The organism is Nonomuraea sp. NPDC050478, from assembly GCF_044458265.1.
Taxonomy (GTDB): Bacteria; Actinomycetota; Actinomycetes; order Streptosporangiales; family Streptosporangiaceae; genus Nonomuraea; species Nonomuraea ferruginea.
Genome location: NZ_JBITHT010000002.1, coordinates 828,097 through 845,547, shown reverse-complemented (window position 1 = coordinate 845,547; position 17,451 = coordinate 828,097). Strand labels below are relative to the sequence as shown.

General features: G+C 73.8%; 17 protein-coding genes. 10 read left to right on the top strand and 7 right to left on the bottom strand.

What is annotated here, in order from left to right:
* Nucleotides 1-34: 34 nt before the first annotated feature.
* Complete coding sequence (gene thrS, locus ACIBF7_RS11915) at nt 35-1,354, bottom strand: threonine--tRNA ligase (protein WP_397197256.1); 1,320 nt, start codon at nt 1,352-1,354, stop codon at nt 35-37.
* A gap of 50 nt (nt 1,355-1,404) precedes the next feature.
* Here thrS and ACIBF7_RS11910 point away from each other — a divergent pair, with 50 nt between their 5' ends.
* Nucleotides 1,405-2,376, top strand: coding sequence for a response regulator transcription factor (locus ACIBF7_RS11910; RefSeq protein ID WP_397197065.1), 972 nt, complete (start codon nt 1,405-1,407; stop codon nt 2,374-2,376).
* A 25-nt stretch (nt 2,377-2,401) separates the two neighbouring features.
* Here ACIBF7_RS11910 and ACIBF7_RS11905 read toward each other — a convergent pair whose 3' ends face one another.
* Entirely contained in the window at nt 2,402-2,842 is a 441-nt protein-coding gene (locus tag ACIBF7_RS11905) for an ATP-binding protein (RefSeq protein WP_261808648.1), read from the bottom strand.
* A 157-nt stretch (nt 2,843-2,999) separates the two neighbouring features.
* On the opposite strand from ACIBF7_RS11905, the gene ACIBF7_RS11900 reads away from it, so the two are divergent.
* From ACIBF7_RS11900 to ACIBF7_RS11875, 6 genes are all read left to right on the top strand, one after another.
* Complete coding sequence (locus ACIBF7_RS11900; protein ID WP_148032533.1) at nt 3,000-3,467, top strand: adenylyltransferase/cytidyltransferase family protein; 468 nt, start codon at nt 3,000-3,002, stop codon at nt 3,465-3,467.
* Between the two features lie 88 nt (nt 3,468-3,555).
* Nucleotides 3,556-4,143: a hypothetical protein gene (locus ACIBF7_RS11895; protein WP_148032532.1), complete on the top strand. Its 588-nt coding sequence runs from the start codon at nt 3,556-3,558 to the stop codon at nt 4,141-4,143.
* Between the two features lie 28 nt (nt 4,144-4,171).
* Nucleotides 4,172-4,912: a DUF427 domain-containing protein gene (locus tag ACIBF7_RS11890; protein WP_364227411.1), complete on the top strand. Its 741-nt coding sequence runs from the start codon at nt 4,172-4,174 to the stop codon at nt 4,910-4,912.
* A gap of 54 nt (nt 4,913-4,966) precedes the next feature.
* Nucleotides 4,967-5,359 carry a GntR family transcriptional regulator gene (locus ACIBF7_RS11885; protein WP_148032530.1) on the top strand — a complete coding sequence of 131 codons (393 nt, stop codon included), beginning with the start codon at nt 4,967-4,969 and terminating at the stop codon, nt 5,357-5,359.
* The gene (locus ACIBF7_RS11880) at nt 5,356-6,201 is read left to right on the top strand and encodes an ABC transporter ATP-binding protein (protein ID WP_397197064.1); all 846 of its coding nucleotides are present in this window, start codon (nt 5,356-5,358) and stop codon (nt 6,199-6,201) included. The genes ACIBF7_RS11885 and ACIBF7_RS11880 overlap by 4 nt, the downstream gene beginning before the upstream one ends.
* Nucleotides 6,198-7,160, top strand: coding sequence for an ABC transporter permease (locus tag ACIBF7_RS11875; RefSeq protein WP_397197063.1), 963 nt, complete (start codon nt 6,198-6,200; stop codon nt 7,158-7,160). Before ACIBF7_RS11880 ends, ACIBF7_RS11875 begins: the two co-directional genes overlap by 4 nt.
* Before the next feature lie 5 nt (nt 7,161-7,165).
* Here ACIBF7_RS11875 and ACIBF7_RS11870 read toward each other — a convergent pair whose 3' ends face one another.
* The 3 genes from ACIBF7_RS11870 to ACIBF7_RS11860 are packed head-to-tail and all read right to left on the bottom strand — an operon-like array spanning nt 7,166 to nt 11,343.
* Nucleotides 7,166-8,428, bottom strand: coding sequence for a M20/M25/M40 family metallo-hydrolase (locus ACIBF7_RS11870; RefSeq protein WP_148032528.1), 1,263 nt, complete (start codon nt 8,426-8,428; stop codon nt 7,166-7,168).
* Nucleotides 8,425-10,290, bottom strand: coding sequence for a prolyl oligopeptidase family serine peptidase (locus ACIBF7_RS11865; protein ID WP_345483173.1), 1,866 nt, complete (start codon nt 10,288-10,290; stop codon nt 8,425-8,427). The genes ACIBF7_RS11870 and ACIBF7_RS11865 overlap by 4 nt, the downstream gene beginning before the upstream one ends.
* A 3-nt stretch (nt 10,291-10,293) precedes the next feature.
* Nucleotides 10,294-11,343 carry a peptidase C39 family protein gene (locus tag ACIBF7_RS11860; protein ID WP_271276492.1) on the bottom strand — a complete coding sequence of 350 codons (1,050 nt, stop codon included), beginning with the start codon at nt 11,341-11,343 and terminating at the stop codon, nt 10,294-10,296.
* 81 nt (nt 11,344-11,424) lie between these two features.
* Here ACIBF7_RS11860 and ACIBF7_RS11855 point away from each other — a divergent pair, with 81 nt between their 5' ends.
* Nucleotides 11,425-12,756: an SWIM zinc finger family protein gene (locus ACIBF7_RS11855; RefSeq protein WP_148032527.1), complete on the top strand. Its 1,332-nt coding sequence runs from the start codon at nt 11,425-11,427 to the stop codon at nt 12,754-12,756.
* 51 nt (nt 12,757-12,807) lie between these two features.
* Here ACIBF7_RS11855 and ACIBF7_RS11850 read toward each other — a convergent pair whose 3' ends face one another.
* Both ACIBF7_RS11850 and ACIBF7_RS11845 read right to left on the bottom strand, forming a co-directional pair.
* Complete coding sequence (locus tag ACIBF7_RS11850) at nt 12,808-13,920, bottom strand: DUF5925 domain-containing protein (protein ID WP_148032526.1); 1,113 nt, start codon at nt 13,918-13,920, stop codon at nt 12,808-12,810.
* A gap of 41 nt (nt 13,921-13,961) precedes the next feature.
* Complete coding sequence (locus ACIBF7_RS11845; protein ID WP_271276491.1) at nt 13,962-15,479, bottom strand: serine/threonine-protein kinase; 1,518 nt, start codon at nt 15,477-15,479, stop codon at nt 13,962-13,964.
* Between the two features lie 121 nt (nt 15,480-15,600).
* Here ACIBF7_RS11845 and mtnA point away from each other — a divergent pair, with 121 nt between their 5' ends.
* Entirely contained in the window at nt 15,601-16,539 is a 939-nt protein-coding gene (gene mtnA, locus ACIBF7_RS11840; protein ID WP_148032524.1) for an S-methyl-5-thioribose-1-phosphate isomerase, read from the top strand.
* 82 nt (nt 16,540-16,621) lie between these two features.
* Nucleotides 16,622-17,398 (top strand): N-acetylmuramoyl-L-alanine amidase, encoded by a 777-nt coding sequence (locus tag ACIBF7_RS11835; protein WP_271276490.1) that lies wholly within the window; start codon nt 16,622-16,624, stop codon nt 17,396-17,398.
* The last annotated feature ends 53 nt before the right edge of the window (nt 17,399-17,451 follow it).

Genomic DNA, 17,451 nt, shown 5'->3' with positions numbered 1-17,451 from the left:
CCGGCTGTGGGAAGAGTCGTGACGTTTATTTGATCTATTGCCCGGGTTGGAAGCGCGGCGCGCACATCGCCGCCAATTCGGCGACCGGCACCACCCCGGCCTGGCTGCCGTCGCGCAGCCGCACCGCCGCCCCGCCGCCGGCGGCCTCGCGCGGTCCCACGACGAGCTGGAAGGGAACCAGCCGGTTGGCCCTGATCCGGGCGCCGAGGGTGCCCCGCCCCGGCTCGACGAGCTCGGCCCGCATCCCCGCCGCCACGCAGCGCCGTACCACGTCGCCCGCGGCGGGCAGCTCGGCGTCGGACAGCGGCAGCACCACCGCCTGCACCGGCGCCATCCAGGCGGGGAACGCGCCGCCGTGCACCTCGATCAGGTGGGCCACCAGCCGCTCCAGCCCGCCCACCACGCTGCGGTGCACCATCACCGGCCGGTCGCCGCCCGCGTACTCCAGGTCGAAGCGCTCCGGCTGGAAGGAGTCGACCTGCACGGTCGACAGGGTCGACTCGCGCCCCGCCGGGTCCGCGATCTGAATGTCGATCTTGGGGCCGTAGAAGGCGCCCTCGCCGCGCTCCTCGTCGAAGGCGCGCCCGCGCCGGTGGAGCACCTCGCGCAGGATCGACTCCGAGCGGTCCCACATCTCCGGGTCGTCGACGAACTTGGCGCCCTCGCCGCGCAGCGACAGCCGGTAGCGGGCGGCCTCGATGCCGAGCTGGGCGTGCGCGGCCTCGATCAGGTCGAGCGCGGCCGACACCTCGCCGGCCGCCTGTTCGGGCCGGCAGAACACGTGCCCGTCGTTGAGCTGGATGGCCCGTACCCTGGTCAGCCCGCCGAGCACGCCGGACAGCTCCGAGCGGTACATGCCGCCCAGCTCGGCGATCCGCAGCGGCAGGTCGCGGTGGGTGCGCGGGCGGGAGCGGTAGACGAGCGCGTGGTGCGGGCAGAGGCTGGGCCGCAGCACGAACTCCTCCCCGCCCACCCGCATCGGCGGGAACATGTCCTCGGCGTAGTGCGCCCAGTGCCCGGATCGCTCGTACAGCTCGCGCTTGCCCAGCACGGGCGAGTTGACGTGCTGGTAGCCGTTGCGGCGCTCCAGCTCGTACACGTAGTCCTCGACGGCCTTGCGGACGGCGGCGCCCGCGGGCAGCCAGAAGGGGAGCCCGGAGCCGATCAGCGGGTCGGTGTCGAAGAGGCCGAGCTCGCGGCCGAGCCTGCGGTGGTCGTTCATGATCGTCCTTCGCGTGGAAAGGGCGAACGACCGACTCTCCCGGGCATTCGCCCGGGAGCAGGAATCAGCGCGCCGGGACGGGGTCCGGCGTCGTCGTGACGAGAGCGTGCTGCATGGGTCCGACGATAGCAGCCTGACTCTCGCGTCCGCCCCCGGAAAATTCGGCAGTGGTATAAAGAACCGTGGCCGAGATCACCCTGAACGTCCGCCAGCTGCAGGCGTTCGCCGAGGTCGGCTACCAGGTGGCCGCGGGAGCCGGGGCCCACGGCGCGATGACCGCGCTGCGCGAGGTGGTGCCGGTCGACGCCTACGAGTTCGTCGCCTTCGACCCCGCCACCGGCCGCCACCAGAGCGTCGTGTCCGACGGGCACCGGCGCGTCGACGGCGACGCCGCCGAGGAATACACCGGGCTGGAGGCCTACCGCACGGCGATGGCCACCCGCCGGCCGGTGGTCATGCCGGAGCCGGGCACCGAGCTCTACTTCCGCCGCCATCTGGCGCCCTACGGGTGGCGGGCGGGGCTGACGGCGCCGCTGTTCCTGGCCGAGGGCCGCTACACGGGCCTGCTCCACCTGGCCACCCGCGACGCGTTCCCCGCGCTGACCGGTCGGCTGGTGACGGCCGTGAGCCCGATGCTGGCGCACGTCACCGACCTCACCCGGTGCGTGATCGACCCGGTGGGGCTGCCGCCGGGGTTCCGCGCGGTCGCCTTCGACCGGGCAGGCATTCTGCGCGAGGTCCCCGGGCGGCCGGTCTCCGAGGCTCTGCGCGACGATCCGGCGATGCCCGCCTACGCGCGCGCGTTCATCGACTCGCGCGAGCTCGGCCGGCACGGCCTCTGGCTCGACCGGAGCGGGCAGTGGCACGAGACCCGGCTGCTGCGCGCCGGCGTCGGCTACCAGGGCTCGCTGCAGGGCGCGGTGGTGGCCGAGCGGCCCTGCTCCCTGCCGTACGACCTGACGGGGCGCGAGGTGGACGTGCTCACCCGGGTCGCGGCCGGCGACTCCAACCCGCAGATCGCCGCCGCGCTCGTGCTCAGCGTCCGCACCGTCACCACCCACCTTGAGCACATCTTCGCCAAACTGGCCTGCGACAGCCGCACCCGGCTGACCACGAAGGCGCTGGCCGAGGGCCTGTGCCGGCTCGACGTCTAGACCGGCTCGTCTAGAACCGGCTCTGTTAGACCGGCTCGGCCGCCCAGCCGGCCGGCACCGTCACCAGCAGCAGCTCGAACCAGACCGTCGTCGTCCCGTCACCTCGGGTGTAGCCCCAGCGGTTGCTGAGCGCCTCCAGCATCGGCAGCCCGCGCCCGCTCGTCGCCCGCGGGTCGGCGCCGCACACGCATGGCGGGCCGTCCGAGCCCGCGTCCTCGACGCACACCAGCACCGTCGCTCCCGTCGCGCGCAGCCGCACCGTGAACGAGCCGCCCCCGCCCGAGCGGGTGTGCAGCACCGCGTTCGTGGCCAGTTCGCTGATCAGCAGCGCGCAGTCGTCGTGCAGCGGGTGGTCGCGGCCGAGGGTGCCGGTGACCAGGCCCCTCGCCCTGGCGACCGCCGCCGGGTCCCCGGGGAAGCGCATCTCGAGGTCGTGCTCGGGCTGATGGACGTCCGGTCGTGTCACGCTGACCCCCCGTTTCGGCGACGTTGTTCGACGCGCGAACCCACCCCCGCGGATTATCGCGAAAAGGTAGGAATCGCCTTTCCGGCGATCGGCTGTCGGGGTGCCGCGCCGGACCTTGTACGCTGCGATCGACGAGTCGACTAGGAGGGGTGCCTGGGTGAGCAGCCTGGAGGCCGTCTGGGTGCAGCGGTACGACCACCCGGGGGCGGCGGTCGTGACCGGAGTTTTCGACATCCTGCACGTTGGCCACGTGCGCTATCTCGGAGAGGTGGCCGCCCGGGGGCTGCCCCTGGTCGTCGGCGTCGAGGACGATCCTCGCGTACGGGCGTGGAAGGGCCCGTCGCGGCCGTTCAACCCGGCGGTGGAGCGGGCCGAGGTGCTCGCCGCGCTGCGCGCGGTGACCGGCGTGTTCATCGTCACCGGGCCGCCGGAGGCGCACGCGCCTGAGCACTACATCGATCTGCTGGCGCCGATGCGGCCGGGCGCTCTCGCCCACACCGCCGGCGACCCGCACGCCGGGGGCCGGCGCGCCGCCGCGGCGCTGCTGGGGGCCGAGTGCTGGGAGATGGAGGCCATCCCCGACCGCTCCACCACCCGCATCGTCAACGCCGCGGGCAAGGGGTAGCCCGGCCTCTCCCGTACGACGGCCGGGACGGGAAGACACCTGGCCCGGGGTCACCGGGGTGCGGAGCATGATCGCGTACCCTCCTGACATGATGTCCGATCGGCTCGCGCGCGGGGTCACCGACCTGCTCGCCCCGCAGGTCCTGGTGATCTCCATGCCGCCGGCCATCGGCCTGGTCGCCCAGGGCTGGACGGGGGCCGCGTGGGGGCTGGTGGCGTCGGTGCTGTGCGGGGGAGTGCCCGCTGCGGTGATCGCCGCCGGGGTGCGGTCGGGCCGCCTCGACTCCCACCACATCGTGGATCGGGCGAGCCGCCCGGGGCCGCTGCTGGCCGCCGTCGCGGGCGTGCTGGGCGCGCTGGTGCTGCTGGCCTGGCTGGGCGCGCCGCGGTTGCTGCTGGCCGCCGTGACCGCGATGCTCGCCGCGCTGGCCGTGACGATCCCGGTCACGTTCCGCTGGAAGATCTCCTTCCACGCCGCCGTGTGCGCGGGCACGGTCGTGGTGCTCGCGTACGTGCTGCCCGCCGTGCCGGTCCTGCTGGCCGGGGCGGCGGTGGTGGCGCTGGTCTGCTGGGCCAGGGTCCGGCTGGCGCACCACACCCCCGCCCAGGTGGCCGCGGGCACGGCCGTGGGCGCGCTCGTCACGTGGGCGACGCTGGCGGCGTTCGGGGTGGAATAGCCCCGCGGGAGCCGGGGTTTGCGTGGGTATGGATGCCGTGAGCCGTGGCCGGGTCCGCGTCGAGCCCTCGGCCAAGCGTGTCAGGATCTTTCTCGGTGGACGCCCGGTCGCCGACACCACCCGCGCCCTGCTGGTGTGGGAGGTGCCCTACTACCCGGCGTACTACGTCCCGCTGGACGACGTCCAGGCTGAGCTCAAGCCGACCGGAGCGGTCGAGCGCTCGCCGAGCCGGGGCGACGGGGTCGTCCACACGGTGACGGCGGGCGGGAAGGAGGCGGCCGACGCCGCCGTCACGTACCCGGACTCGCCGCTGGAGGCGATCAGGGGTCATGTCCGCTTCACCTGGGACGCCATGGACGCCTGGTTCGAGGAGGACGAACAGGTGTACGTGCACGCCCGCAGCCCCTACACCCGCGTCGACATCCTCCCCAGCTCCCGCCACGTCCGGGTCGAGGTCGGAGGCGTGACGGTGGCCGACTCGCGGCACGCCCGCATCCTGTTCGAGACGGGCCTGCCGCCCCGCTACTACCTGCCGAAGACGGACGTCCGGCTGGACCTCCTGGAACACACCGGCACCGTGACGCACTGCCCCTACAAGGGCACCGCCGAATACTGGTCGGTCAACGGCGAGAAGGACCTGGCGTGGTCGTACCCGACCCCGCTGCCCGAGAGCGAGCGCGTCGCCGGCCTGATCGCCTTCTACGACGAGAAGGTCGACGTCTACGTCGACGGCGAGCTCCAGGAACGCCCCAAGACCGTCTTCGGTTGACAGGCCGGGGCCGAGTCCATCACCATTTCACTACTTCATTAGTGAAAGGGTGTTATGATCGAGTTCCAGCTCGACCGCGGGTCGGGCGTCGCCACGTACCTCCAGCTCGTCCACCAGGTCAAGCACGCGCTGCGGCTCGGCACGCTGCGCCCCGGTGACCAGTTGCCCACCGCGCGGGAGGTCGTCGAGAAGCTGGCGATCAACCCCAACACCGTGCTCAAGGCCTACCGGGAGCTGGAGCGTGAGGGGCTCGTGACGGGCCGGCCGGGGCTCGGCACGTTCGTGGAGCGCGGATTCGGCGGGGCCGGGCTGGCCGAGCACACGCGGCTGCGGCGGGGGCTGGCCGCGTGGGTGCGTGAGGCCAGGGACGCCGGGCTGGACGAGGAGGACCTGCGGGCGCTGTTCGCCGCCGTCCTCTCCGACGCCTCCCGGGAGGGCGTGGCGTGAGCGCGCCGATCCTGGAGGTGACAGGGCTGGGCGTGCGGCGCCGGCGCGCGTGGGCGCTGCGCGACTGCTCGCTGTCCGTGCCCGCCGGGCGGGTCGCCGCGCTGGTCGGCCCCAACGGGGCCGGGAAGACCACGCTCATGCTCGCCGCCGTCGGCCTGCTCGCGCCCGACCGGGGACACGTCTCGGTACGGGGGACCGCCGCGTTCGTGGCCCAGGACAAGCCGCTGTACGAGTCGTTCACCGTCGGCGAGCTGCTGGAATTCGGGCGGCGGACGAACACCCGCTGGGACGGCGAGGGCGCGCGGGCCCGGCTGGACGCGCTGGGCGTCCCCCTCGGCCGCAGGGCGGGCAGGCTGTCCGGCGGGCAGCAGGCGCAGGTCGCGATCACCCTCGCCCTGGCCAGGACGCCCGACCTCCTGGTCTTGGACGAGCCGCTGGCCAACCTCGACCCGCTGGCCCGGCACGACGTGATGCGCACCCTCATGGGCGAGGTGGCCGGGCGCGGCCTCACCGTGCTGCTGTCCTCGCACGTGATCGCCGACCTGGAGGACACCTGCGACTGGCTGGTCGTGCTCAACGGCGGCCGGCTCCAGGTCAGCGGCGACATCGACGACCTGCTCGCCGGCCATCTGCTGCTGTCCGGCCCGGCGGAGGCGGCCGAAGGGCTGGAGGCCGTCTCCGCGACCGGCACCGGCAGGCACGCCACCCTGCTGGTCCGCGGCGACCGCGCGCTCGGCCCGCGCTGGAGCACCCGCCGCCCCAACCTGGACGAACTGGTCATGGGCTACCTGCGCAGCCCTCAGGCGGCGGCGCTGCCCGGCCCTGCGGGGGTGGCGCGATGATCTGGGTCACCTGGCGCCAGCACCGCGCGCAGCTCCTGACCACCGCCGGCTTCCTGGTCGTGCTCGGGCTGCTGCTGCTCGGCTCCGCGACCGAGGCCCGGAGCTATGTGTCCGGCTACTTCCCTGACGGCTGCCCCGCCGGTTTCGCCCACTGCGGGTCGGTCGAGGTGGCGGTGGGCCTGGGGGAGCGGTACGACGCCGTCTACACGCTGTTCGGCTGGATGCCGCTAGTGCTGCCGGCGCTGATCGGCGCGTTCTGGGGGGCGCCGCTGCTCGGCAGGGAGTACGAGCGCGGCACCCACCGGCTGGCCTGGACCCAGTCCGTGCCGGTGCGGCGGTGGCTGGCGGTCAAGCTCGGCGTGCTGGGCGGCGCGGTGGTGGCCGGCGGGCTGCTGCTGTCGCTCATGGTCAGCCTGTGGCGTCCGGTGTTCAGGGAGGGGGTCGACTCCGGGTTCGGCAACATCGGGGTGTTCAACATGACGGGGGTGGCGCCGGCCGCGTGGTGGCTGTACGCGTTCGCGGCCGGAGTGTTCGCCGGGACGCTGTTCAGGCGCACGCTCCCGGCGATGGCGCTGGTCGTGGCCGGGGTCGCGGCCACCATGTTCACGCTGTTCGCGCTCAGCGACCACTACGCCCCGCCGGACCGGGCCGTGCTGTCGGGCACGGTCGTGCTCGACGACCCCGACGCCCGGCTGGTCGGCGCCACCTGGGTGGACCCGTCGGGGCGGGCGGTGGACGACCCCGCCGCCTGCGAACGGGGCCTCGACACCGGGCGGAGCAGCGCGAAAGCCGAGGCGTGGCAGGACTGCCTGTTCGCCGAGGGCTACGCCTACGCCGTCACCTACCACCCGCCGGAGCGGTTCTGGCGCTTCCAGTGGACGGAGGCGGGCATCCTGGTGGCCGCCTCCGCCCTGCTGTGCGCCCTCACCGCGCGCCGCGTGCTGCGCCGCCGGGGGTGAGACCGTCAGGTGAGCAGTCTGGCCAGCACCCTCGTGCCGAACTCCAGCCCCGCCACCGGCACCCGCTCGTCCTTGCCGTGGAACATGCCGAAGTAGTCGAGATCCGGCCGCAGCATGAGCGGCGCGAACCCGTACCCCTGGATCCCGAGCCCGGCGAACGACTTGGCGTCCGTGCCGCCGCTCATCACGTACGGCACCGGCCTGGCGAGCGGGTCCTCGGCCACCAGCGAGCCGGCCAGCTCGTCGAAGAACGACGACGGGTACGGCGCCGCCGGGGCGTCCTCCAGGTTGACGAACTCGCGGGTGATCTTCGGGCCGAGCAGCTCGTCGAGCGTCTCCAGGAACTCCTCCCGCAGCCCCGGCAGGTAGCGGCCGTCGACGTGCGCCTCGGCCGAGGAGGGCACCACGTTCACCTTGTAGCCGGCGGCCAGCATCGTCGGGTTGGCCGAGTTGCGGATCTGGGCCTTGAACAGCTCGCCCAGCGGGCCGAGCCGGGCCGCCTCGGCGTCCAGCCGGTCCAGGTCCACCGGCTGTCCGGTGATCGCCGACAGCTCGCGGATCAGCGCCGCGACCGGCGGCGTGAGCCGTACCGGCCACTGGTGTGCGGCCAGGCGCGACAGCGCGTGCGCCAGCGTGGCCACCGGGTTGTCGACCGGGGGCTTGGAGCCGTGACCGGCCACGCCGTGCGCGGTCAGCTTCATCCAGGCGGTGCCGCGCTCGCCCACCGCCACCGGGTAGACCCGGTGGCCGCCGGACGTGACGCTGAACCCGCCCGACTCGCTGATCGCCTCCGTCACCCCGTCGAACAGCTCACGGTGCTCGGTCACCGCGTGGCGGGAGCCGTAGTCGCCGGTCGCCTCCTCGTCCGCCAGGAACGCCAGCACCAGGTCGCGCTTCGGCCGTTGCCCGCGCGCCCGCATGCCGAGCACGGTGGACAGGGTCATCGCGCACGAGCCCTTCATGTCGACCGCGCCCCTGCCGTACACGCAGCCGTCGACGATCTCGCCGGAGAACGGGTGCATCCGCCACTCGGCCGGGTCGGCGGGCACCACGTCCAGGTGGCCGTGGATCAGGAGCGCGTCGGAGGAGTCGCCGGCCATCCTGGCCACCACGGTCGTGCGCCGGGGCGCGGACTCGAACACCTCAGGCTCCAGCCCGGCGTCGGCCAGCAGCGTGGCGACGTACTCGGCCGCCGGGCGCTCGCCGGAGCCCGGGTTGGTGGTGTCGAACCTGATCAGGTCCGAGCAGATCTCGGCGACGCTCTTCACTTCCCGCCCTCCAGCTTCAGCGGCGCGACCTCGGGCGTCTCGAACCCGAACAGCTGACCGTAGAAGGCCAGCTCGGCCTCCAGCGCCGCGACGATGGTCTCCTCCCTGCGCCAGCCGTGCTGCTCGCCGGGGAAGGTGAGCAGCGCCCACCGCTTGCCGTGCCGGTCCAGCTCGGCGACGAACCGCTCGGCCTGGCTCACGTCCACGATCGCGTCCTCCAGCCCGTGCAGCATCAGGCACGGGCCGGACGCCCGGTGCGCGTGCAGCAGCGGCGAACGGTCGGTGTAGCGCTGCCGCGTCTCCGGCAGCGGCCCGATCAGCCCGTCCAGATAGCGAGACTCGAAGTCGTGCGTCTCGGCCGCCCAGCTCTCCGGGTCGGTGATCGCGTACTGCGCGACGCCGCCCGCGAACACGTCGCTGTGCACCAGCGCCGCCACCGTCGTCCAGCCGCCGGCGCTGCCGCCCCTGATCGCGATCCTGGCCGCGTCGGCGCGGCCCAGCTCCACCAGCCCGCGCGCCACCTTCGCGCAGTCCTGCACGTCGACCACGCCCCACTGGTGGCGCAGCCGCTCCCGGTAGGCCCGCCCGTATCCGGCGGAGCCGCCGTAGTTGACCTCGGCCACGCCCAGCCCGCGGCTGGTGAAGTAGGCGATCTCCAGGTCGAGCATGACGGGGCTGCTGCCGGTCGGCCCGCCGTGCACGAAGATCACGTACGGGGCCGGGCCCTGGACGCCGAGCGGCGGGTACACGTGCGCGTGCACCCCCTCGATCGTCATCGATTCCGGCTCGGGCAGCAGCGCGCGGTCCGGCAGCGGCCGGGGGGCCGACACGGTCTCCAGCCCGCCGCCGTCGAGGTCGGCCAGCACCACCTCCAGGGGCGAGAACGGGGTCGCGGGCACCGCCGCGGCCTTCCCGCCCGCCGCCGAGACGGTCGAGGCCCAGTGGGTGGCCTCGCCGCCGATCTCCCGCAGCTCGCCGGTGGCCGGGTCGAGCACGCCCAGCCGCCGCCGGTCGGCCGTGCCGTACACCAGCACCAGGCGGTCGCCGGCGAGCGCCAGCCAGGTCATGCCCGGCTTCCACGGCGCGTTGCCGAACTCCAGCTCCATCGGCGTGAGGTTACGGCCGCGGACGCCGTCGCGGCCGATCTCGTGCACGTTCCACCAGCCGGTCGGGTCGGTGACCGCGTACAGCGTGTCGTCGTCGCGCCACTCGGCCTGCACGACCGACTCCTCCCGGCCGCCCGCCACCACCGTGTACGGGCCCGCGACGCCGTCGTCGCCGAGCGGGGCGACGCACAGCTCGGTGCCGTCCCACGGCATGTCCGGGTGGTCCCAGCCGATCCAGGCGACGTGGCCGCCGCCGGGGGAGAGACGCGGGTTCATCAGGAAGTGCTGCGCCTTCGCGACCACCCGCACCTCGCCGCCGGAAAGGAGGCCGGAAAGAGGGATCGCCACCAGGTCGCGCACGTCGTCGGTCTCCCGCACCGCCCACACCTCGGCCCGGCCCGGCGGCAGGTAGAGGTCCCCGTAGCGGGCCGGGCCCTCCGGCGTCAGCGGCACCGGGTCGCCGCCGTCGACGCGGTAGACCCGCTGGTCGGCCCAGTTCGTGAACACCAGGCCGCCGCCGGGCAACGGCCGCCACGAGCGGCCCCCGTACTCGACCAGCCGGTTGCGCGCGTTCCAGCCGCCGGGCAGCGCGTCCGCGCGCCCGCCGCCGGGCAGCCCGCGCACCACGCACCGCCTGCCGCCCTCGTGCGGGCGCGGCTCGTCCCACCACACCTCCACGCCCGCGGGCGTGGCGACGGCCTCGACCCACTGGGGGCCGCCGTCGGTGCGGGCCACATCAATCGCTTCAATACTCATGTCTCACCAATTGCCATCGGACTCGGGCAGGGACATCTCGGGTGGGTGCAGGACGTACGTGATGCCGCCGCTGCCGGAACTCCTGAGCCACACGCGCTCGAACGCCGCCCGCGGATACACCCGCCGCACCCGGCCGTCGGGCACGGCCGGGTCGTTGACCCGCACGTCGCCGCCGGCCGTGAAGCCGGTCACCACCATGAGGTTGCCGCTCGTGGAGTAGCCGGACCCGGGCAGCTCGCGCTCCTTGAAGGACAGCGACACCACCACCGGGATCCCGGCGCGGGCGAACCGCTCCAGCTCGGCCGCCGACCTCAGCCGGGTCACGAACCCGCGCAGGCCGTACGAGCCCGCGTACGCCACGTTGAACGGCCAGTTGCCGGTGCCCAGGTAGCTGCGGTCGTAGGTGCCGCGCGCGGCGTGGTCGACGGCCGGGTGGGGGCAGCCGCCGCCGACCCATCCCAGATCGTCGGGCCCGCGGCCCCAGTAGGCCAGCACCATGGACGTCGCGGCGGGGCCGCACCAGTTGGCGCCGCCGCCGTCGTACTCCGGGTGGTGGCCCGCGTGCGCGTGCTGCCAAAACGCCGGCACGTCAAGCTCCACCGGCTCGCGGCCGGACGGCGGCGAGCCGGACGGGTGCGGCGGCAGCGCCGACGCCATCACCGCGAGCCCGTCGACCCGCGCGCCCGCCCCGCACGCCCGCACCCGGACCCGGTAGGCGGTGACGGGCCGCCGGGCCACGAACGTGTCGACCGCCACGTCGCCGTCGTCGTCGCCCTGGCCGGCCACCGACGTGCGCGGCTCGCCGTGCTCGGACCAGCGGCCCATCACGTACCACTTGGTGCGGCGGCCCTCGGCGGTGACCGCCTGCAGCTCGACCTCGATCCAGGAGCCCGGCGGGGTGCGCGCGGTCCACGACGGCACCAGCTGCGTCGCGGGGAAGCCGATCCGCTGGTCGTCACCGGTCCAGCCGTCCCCGGTGTCCGGGAGCACGGGGGGCACGGCGAAGCGGGTGAGGGCGACGCGGGGCCGGTCGACAGTGAGCACCAGCCCCATTGTGGGGTCGCGCCGCAGGTCACGCATCGGATGTTTTACGTACTGGCCTGATTGTCGGTCGTGATCACTATCGTCCGGCCCATGACTCAAGCAGTGCAGGCGTACTCCTACGCCGGGGCTTCCACGCTCGCCGACGGCAGGCTCGGCCTGTCGACCTCCGGCGGCACGGCGCTGTCCGGGCCCCACACGCACCCGAGGTTCTTCAGCGGCCTGCTCACCCAGGCCGCCCCGGCCGCGGCCGGGCTGCTGGCGGTGGCCGACGTGGCGCTGGCCCGCTACCACCAGCCGCGCCCCGGCTGGACCCGCGACCCGGTGGTGACCTGCGACGGCGACCGGCTCAGGTTCGAGTCGTTCTCCGCCTGCGGCGGCGTCTACGCCCGGCTCGACGTGACCGCCCTCGACGGCGAGGTGCTCGACCGCGGCACCACCAACGTCGACGTCAACGGCCCGCTGCGCGAGTCGCTGCGCCGGGTCGGCGGCCGTGACCCGCTCCACCTGGGCGTTGGCCCCGACGAGCTGACCGTCACCACGCTCGACGGCGCCGTGGTGGAGAAGAAGGTGCCGCTGCCGACCCGGTGGCTGCGCGGTTTCGCCGAGGTGCAGGTGATCGCGGCCGGGTTCGACCTGCGGGCCGAGCTGAACGGGCCGCAGGCGGTGCGCTTCCTGCGCTCGCTGCCGCGCCGCGCGCGCGGCGCCGTCTGGGCCGCGCCCGCCGGACGCGACCTGCGCCTGGCCGCCGGCCCCGGCCGCGGCGCCGTCTGCCTGTCGGGCACCGGGCGGATCGTCACGCTCATGCCGCTGCTCAGGTTCGCTAAGGCGCTGCGCGTGTACGGCCCCGCGGGCGACGCCGAGCACCAGGCGAGCGCGTGGGAGCTGGAGCTGCCCGGGATGCGCTACACGCTGGCGGTCTCACCGCAGCCGTGGCGCGGCTTCTCCGGCGAGGGCCAGGTGCTGGAGGACCTGGCCACCGACGAGGCCGCCGGCGACGCCGACCTGATCGGCATGCTGCTCAACTTCGAGCCCGCCGTGGAGATCGGGCTGCTCGCCGACCGCTCCGGCCTCCCGCCCGCGCGGGTGCGCGCCGCGCTCACCCAGCTCGGCACCGCCGGCCGCGTCGGGTACGACCTGCACGACGCGTCCCACTTCCACCGCGAGCTCCCGTACGACCGCGACCAGGTCGCGGAGCTCAACCCGCGGCTCACCGCGGCCCGCGCCCTGGTGGAGTCGGGCGCGGTGCGGCTGGAGGGCGACCACGCGGAGGTCACCACGCCGGGCGGCGTCCGCCGGGTCGCGGTCGGGCCGGGTTCGTGCACCTGCGAGTGGTGGTTCGACCACCGCGGCTCCCGCGGCCCGTGCAAGCACGTGCTCGCCGCCAGGATCGCCGCCCGCGCCACCGTGGAGGCCCCCGTCTGACACGGGCCCGGGTTCAGGCGTCCGTGTCGCCGTGTCGTAGGGCCGGCCGGGCTACAGGTAGAGGCCGGTGTTGTCGTCGGACGCGGCCGGGGTGAAGGTGCGGCCGGTGCGGAGCGCGTACAGCTCGGCGAGGGTCGCGCCCGACGGGCCGATGCCGTCGGAGGAGCCCAGCCAGGCGACCGCCTCCTCGCGCGACAGCGGGCCGACCTCCAGCTGCGCCAGGCAGCGGCCGGGACGCACGACGGCGGGATGCAGGCGGGTCAGGTCCTCGTTCGTGGTGATCGCCACCAGCACGTCGCGGCCCTGGCCGAGCAGGCCGTCGGTCAGGTTGAGCAGCCGCGACAGGCCCTGGCCCGCCTGCGACTTGGCCGACGCGCTGATCAGCTCGTCACAGTCTTCGAGCACGAGCAGCCGCCAGCGCTGCTTCTCGTCCTCGTCGTTGTCGTAGCCGACGGCCACCTCCATCAGGTAGCCGGGGTCGTCGAACAGCCGCTCGGGGTCGAGCACGCAGTCGACCTGACACCAGTCGTGCCACTGCTTGGCCAGCGTGCGCAGCAGCGTCGTCTTGCCGGTGCCCGGCGGGCCGTGCAGCAGGAGGAGGCGGCCGTTCACGTCGCCGGGGGTGATCGTCATCAGGTCGGCCAGGCCGCCGCGCACCCGCTCGGCGTAGTTGCCGCTGATCTGGTCCCACGGCTGGGCGGTGATCGGCTTCTCCGACCGGTTGCCGCCGTGGGAGCCGCGCCACCAGAAGCCCATCTCCACGTGGTCGGTCTCCGGCGCGGCCTCCTCGGCGCCGGCGACGCTCTCCTTGAGCACGGTGCGGGCCAGGTCCTCGCTGATCGCGCTCACGCTCAGGGTGGCCGAGCGGTTGCGGTGCCTGATCACCCGCAGGGTCCAGCCCTCGCCGCAGATCAGCCGCGACTCCATGCCGTCCTCGACCATGGCGGTGCGCACCACGCGGCCCTCGGCGGGGCGCAGCGGCGCGTCGGCGCGGACCCGCTCCAGGCTGGCGACCCGCGACCACGGCTGCAGGCCCGTCGCGAACGGCGACAGGGCCAGCGCGTCGATCACGTCGACGGCCGAGTCGGAGTCGTCGAGCCAGATGTTCATGGGAAGCTCGGCGTCTTCCGGGCTGGGGAACGGCACCTCCCTGATGACAGACATGGGGTCTATGATCACATCCTCGGGTGTGCGTGTCGAAAACTTTAACCTGCTCGCTTCAGCTCACCGTCACTTTTTCCGCCCATCGGCATGGTCAGCCGGTAATCCGCCTCGTTGTCGTCGGTGCGCTCCAGCGTCACCCGCATGCCGCCGGCGCTGTCGTACACCGCGCACAGACCGCCCAGCCCGCCGAGCCGGAACGACAGCTTCTTCTCCGACACCTCCGTCACCTGGAGTGTGCCGGTCTCGCAGCCCGCGTCCTCGCCGGGGGCGTGCCAGGTGCCGGTGCTCTCACCCTCCTTGAGGGTGATGGCGACGGGTTCGTCCTCGAACTTCCTGTCCAGCATCTCGCTGTCGGCGGTGCCCTCCCACGTGCCGGCGAACGCGGCCGGGATCCGCAGGTCGCCCCGGCCGCTCTGAGCCGGTGAGCGGGTGGGCTCCTGACGCACGGGCTCCTCGGCCTGGGTGGACTCTCCGGCTCGGGTCGGCTCCCCGGCCGGGGTCGGCTCCCCGCTCGGGGACGGCGGGACCGTCGTGGAGACGGTGTTCTGAGTGGGAAGGGCGGCGGAGTCCCTCGCGCCGAAGTACGTCCACAGCAGCGCCGCGCCGCCGGCCGCCAGCGCCACCACCACGGCCAGCGCGCCGACCAGCACCGCCCTGGAGCGCCCGCGCCCCGGCCCGGTGGTGAGAGCGGGGGCCCCCGGCCCTGTCCGATCCACCCTCCGCCCTTCGCCAGCACCCGTCCCGGTGGGGCCGTCGACCGGGCCGGGGGAGCCGGGGTTGACCAGCTGGACCATCAGGGAGGGGGCGGTGGGGCGCAGGGCCGGGTCCTTGGCGAGGGCCGAGGCGATGGGGCCGCGCAGACGCGGGGGGAGCGGTCGCAGGTCCGGTTCGGTGTGCAGGACGCGGTGGAGCACGGCGGGGACCGTGTCGGCGCCGAACGGGCTCACCCCGGTCGCCGCGAACAGCACGGTCGCCGCCCACGCGAACACGTCGGAGGCCGGGGACGCCGGGGCGCCGCCGATCTGCTCGGGCGACAGGTAGGCGGGGGTGCCGATCAGCCCCGACGTCATGGTCGCCGCCCCCTCGGCCCTGGCGATGCCGAAGTCGACCACCCGCGGCCCGTCCGGCCCCAGCAGCACGTTGGCCGGTTTGAGGTCGCGGTGCACGATGCCGGCCGCGTGGATCGCCGCCAGGGCCGTGGCCGTGCCGATCGCCACCCGCTCCAGGTCTCCGCCCGCCAGCGGCCCCCGGTCGCGCACCCGCTCGAACAGCGAGGGGCCGTCGATGAACTCGCTGATCACGTACGGGCGTGGCCCGTCGGTCGAGGCGGCCAGCACCCGCGCCGTGCAGAACGAGGCGATGCCCTCCAGGGCCGCCAGCTCGCGCGCCAGCCGCGCCCGCGTCTCGCGGTCGCCCGTGCTCAGCAGCTTGATCGCGACCGGCTCGCCGGCCTCGGAATGCGCCAGGTAGACGACGCCCTGCCCGCCCTCGCCGAGCCGCCCGGCCAGCCGGTAGCCGCCGAGCTCGGCCGGATCGCCGGGCGTCAGGGGAGTCGCCATGGTTCGTTACGTTACAGGTCGCCCCGGTTCGCCGGTATGGTGATCGATCTCTCCGGGCGGGGGCGTCGGGGTGATCGCCGGGCGCTGATCCGTACCTGGAAGCTGCGCTAGCGTTCGGCGGGTGAGGACCATCGACTGGGTGGACGGCGCCGTCGAGCTCGTCGACCAGACCCGGCTGCCCGACGAGTGCGTGACCCTGCGCGTCGAGACCGTGGACGAGCTGGTCGGCGCGATCCGCAGGCTCTCCGTGCGGGGCGCGCCCGCGCTCGGCGTGGCGGGGGCGCTCGGCGTGGTGCTGGCCCGCGGCGACCAGGACGCCGTCGCCCGGCTGCGCGCGGCCCGGCCCACCGCCGTCAACCTCGCCTGGGGCGTCGACCGGGCCGCCGCCCGCATCCCGGAGGGGCCCGAGGCGGTGCTGGAGACGGCGCTGCGCATCAGGGACGACGACATCGCGGCCTGCCACGCCATGGGCGAGCGGGGCGCCGAGCTGCTCGAAGGCGACCGGCTGCGCATCATGACCGTGTGCAACACCGGCGGCCTGGCCTGCGTCGAGCGGGGCACTGCGCTCGGCGTCGCGCAGACCCTGCACGAGCGCGGCAGGCTCGCCGAGGTCCTCGCCCTGGAGACCCGCCCCCTGCTGCAGGGCGCCCGGCTCACCGCCTGGGAGCTGGCCAGGATGGGCGCGCCGCACCGCCTCGTCACCGACGGCGCCGGACCGTACCTGCTGGCCAGGGGAGGCGTCGACGCGGTGCTGATCGGCGCCGACCGGATCGCCGCCAACGGCGACACCGCCAACAAGATCGGTTCGTACGCGCTCGCGCTCGGCGCGGAGCGGGCCGGGGTGCCGTTCATCGTCGTCGCCCCCGAGAGCACGATCGACCCGGCCACCCCGTCGGGCGAGCACATCGAGATCGAGGACCGCGGAGCTGACGAGATCGTGGCCTTCCGCGGCACGCGCGTGGCTCCCGAAGGCACGGACGCGCTCAATCCCGCCTTCGATGTGACACCACATGACCTGATCACGGCGATCGTGACGGAAGAGCGGGTCATCCGGCCATAGGTAAAATCAACCGAATATCCTCACCTGAATGAGGGAGGACGTTACGCTGAGTGTTCAAGGTGACGTCTTCCGGGAGTAAGTCATGGCTATTGACTTGATCAGCAGGAAAGCGTGGGGTGCCCGATCGCCGCGCGGGAGCCATACCCGGCTCGACTCGACCAAGGGCGTGAAGGTCCACTACACCGGCGGGCGGGTCGACCCTCGCATCGTCGACGAGCACGACCGTTGCACGGCGCTGGTCCGCTCGATCCAGAACTCGCACATGGACGGCAACGGGTGGATCGACATCGGCTACTCGTTCGTGGCATGTCCGCACAAAAAGGTCTTCGAAGGACGGGGGCTCAACCGGTTGCCCGCCGCCAACGGCTCCGGGCTCAACCGGGGCCACTACGCGGTGCTCGGGTTGGTGGGCAACGCGGGGCTGTTGGAACCGCCTGACGGGATGTTGCACGCGATTCTGGACGCCATTGACCATACCCGGCAGAACGGGCGGGCGGGCGATGAGATCAAGGGGCACCGTGACGGGTACGCCACCGACTGCCCGGGCGGGCCGCTGTACGCGTGGGTCCGCCGGGGCGCGCCCCGGCCCGACGGCGGGGGCAACGGCGCCCCTGAGCCGCCGGGCGTGCCGCCGTTCCCCGGCCGGCTGCTCAAGTACCCGCCGGTGACGCGCGGCGACGACGTGCGCACGTGGCAGGCCAAGATGGCCGAGCGCGAGTGGGAGATCGACGTGGACGGCGCGTACGGGCCCCAGTCGCGCGACGTGTGCCGTCGCTTCCAGCGCCAGCAGAAGATCGACGACGACGGCGTAGTGGGCCCCGTCACATGGCGGCGCACGTGGGAGGCACCTCAGGGGTAGGACTGGGGCCGACCCCCGGTTACCTCGTAAATCAGCCTATGCGTACTATCCGA

Coding starts and splice junctions, on each gene's coding strand:
- ACIBF7_RS11895 (WP_148032532.1), top strand. CDS start 3,556: ATGATGTCCGATCGGCTCGCGCGCGGGGTCACCGACCTGCTCGCCCCG.
- ACIBF7_RS11890 (WP_364227411.1), top strand. CDS start 4,172: ATGGATGCCGTGAGCCGTGGCCGGGTCCGCGTCGAGCCCTCGGCCAAG.
- ACIBF7_RS11885 (WP_148032530.1), top strand. CDS start 4,967: ATGATCGAGTTCCAGCTCGACCGCGGGTCGGGCGTCGCCACGTACCTC.
- ACIBF7_RS11875 (WP_397197063.1), top strand. CDS start 6,198: ATGATCTGGGTCACCTGGCGCCAGCACCGCGCGCAGCTCCTGACCACC.
- ACIBF7_RS11865 (WP_345483173.1), bottom strand. CDS start 10,290: ATGAGTATTGAAGCGATTGATGTGGCCCGCACCGACGGCGGCCCCCAG.
- ACIBF7_RS11860 (WP_271276492.1), bottom strand. CDS start 11,343: ATGGGGCTGGTGCTCACTGTCGACCGGCCCCGCGTCGCCCTCACCCGC.
- ACIBF7_RS11855 (WP_148032527.1), top strand. CDS start 11,425: ATGACTCAAGCAGTGCAGGCGTACTCCTACGCCGGGGCTTCCACGCTC.
- ACIBF7_RS11850 (WP_148032526.1), bottom strand. CDS start 13,920: ATGTCTGTCATCAGGGAGGTGCCGTTCCCCAGCCCGGAAGACGCCGAG.
- ACIBF7_RS11845 (WP_271276491.1), bottom strand. CDS start 15,479: ATGGCGACTCCCCTGACGCCCGGCGATCCGGCCGAGCTCGGCGGCTAC.
- ACIBF7_RS11835 (WP_271276490.1), top strand. CDS start 16,622: ATGGCTATTGACTTGATCAGCAGGAAAGCGTGGGGTGCCCGATCGCCG.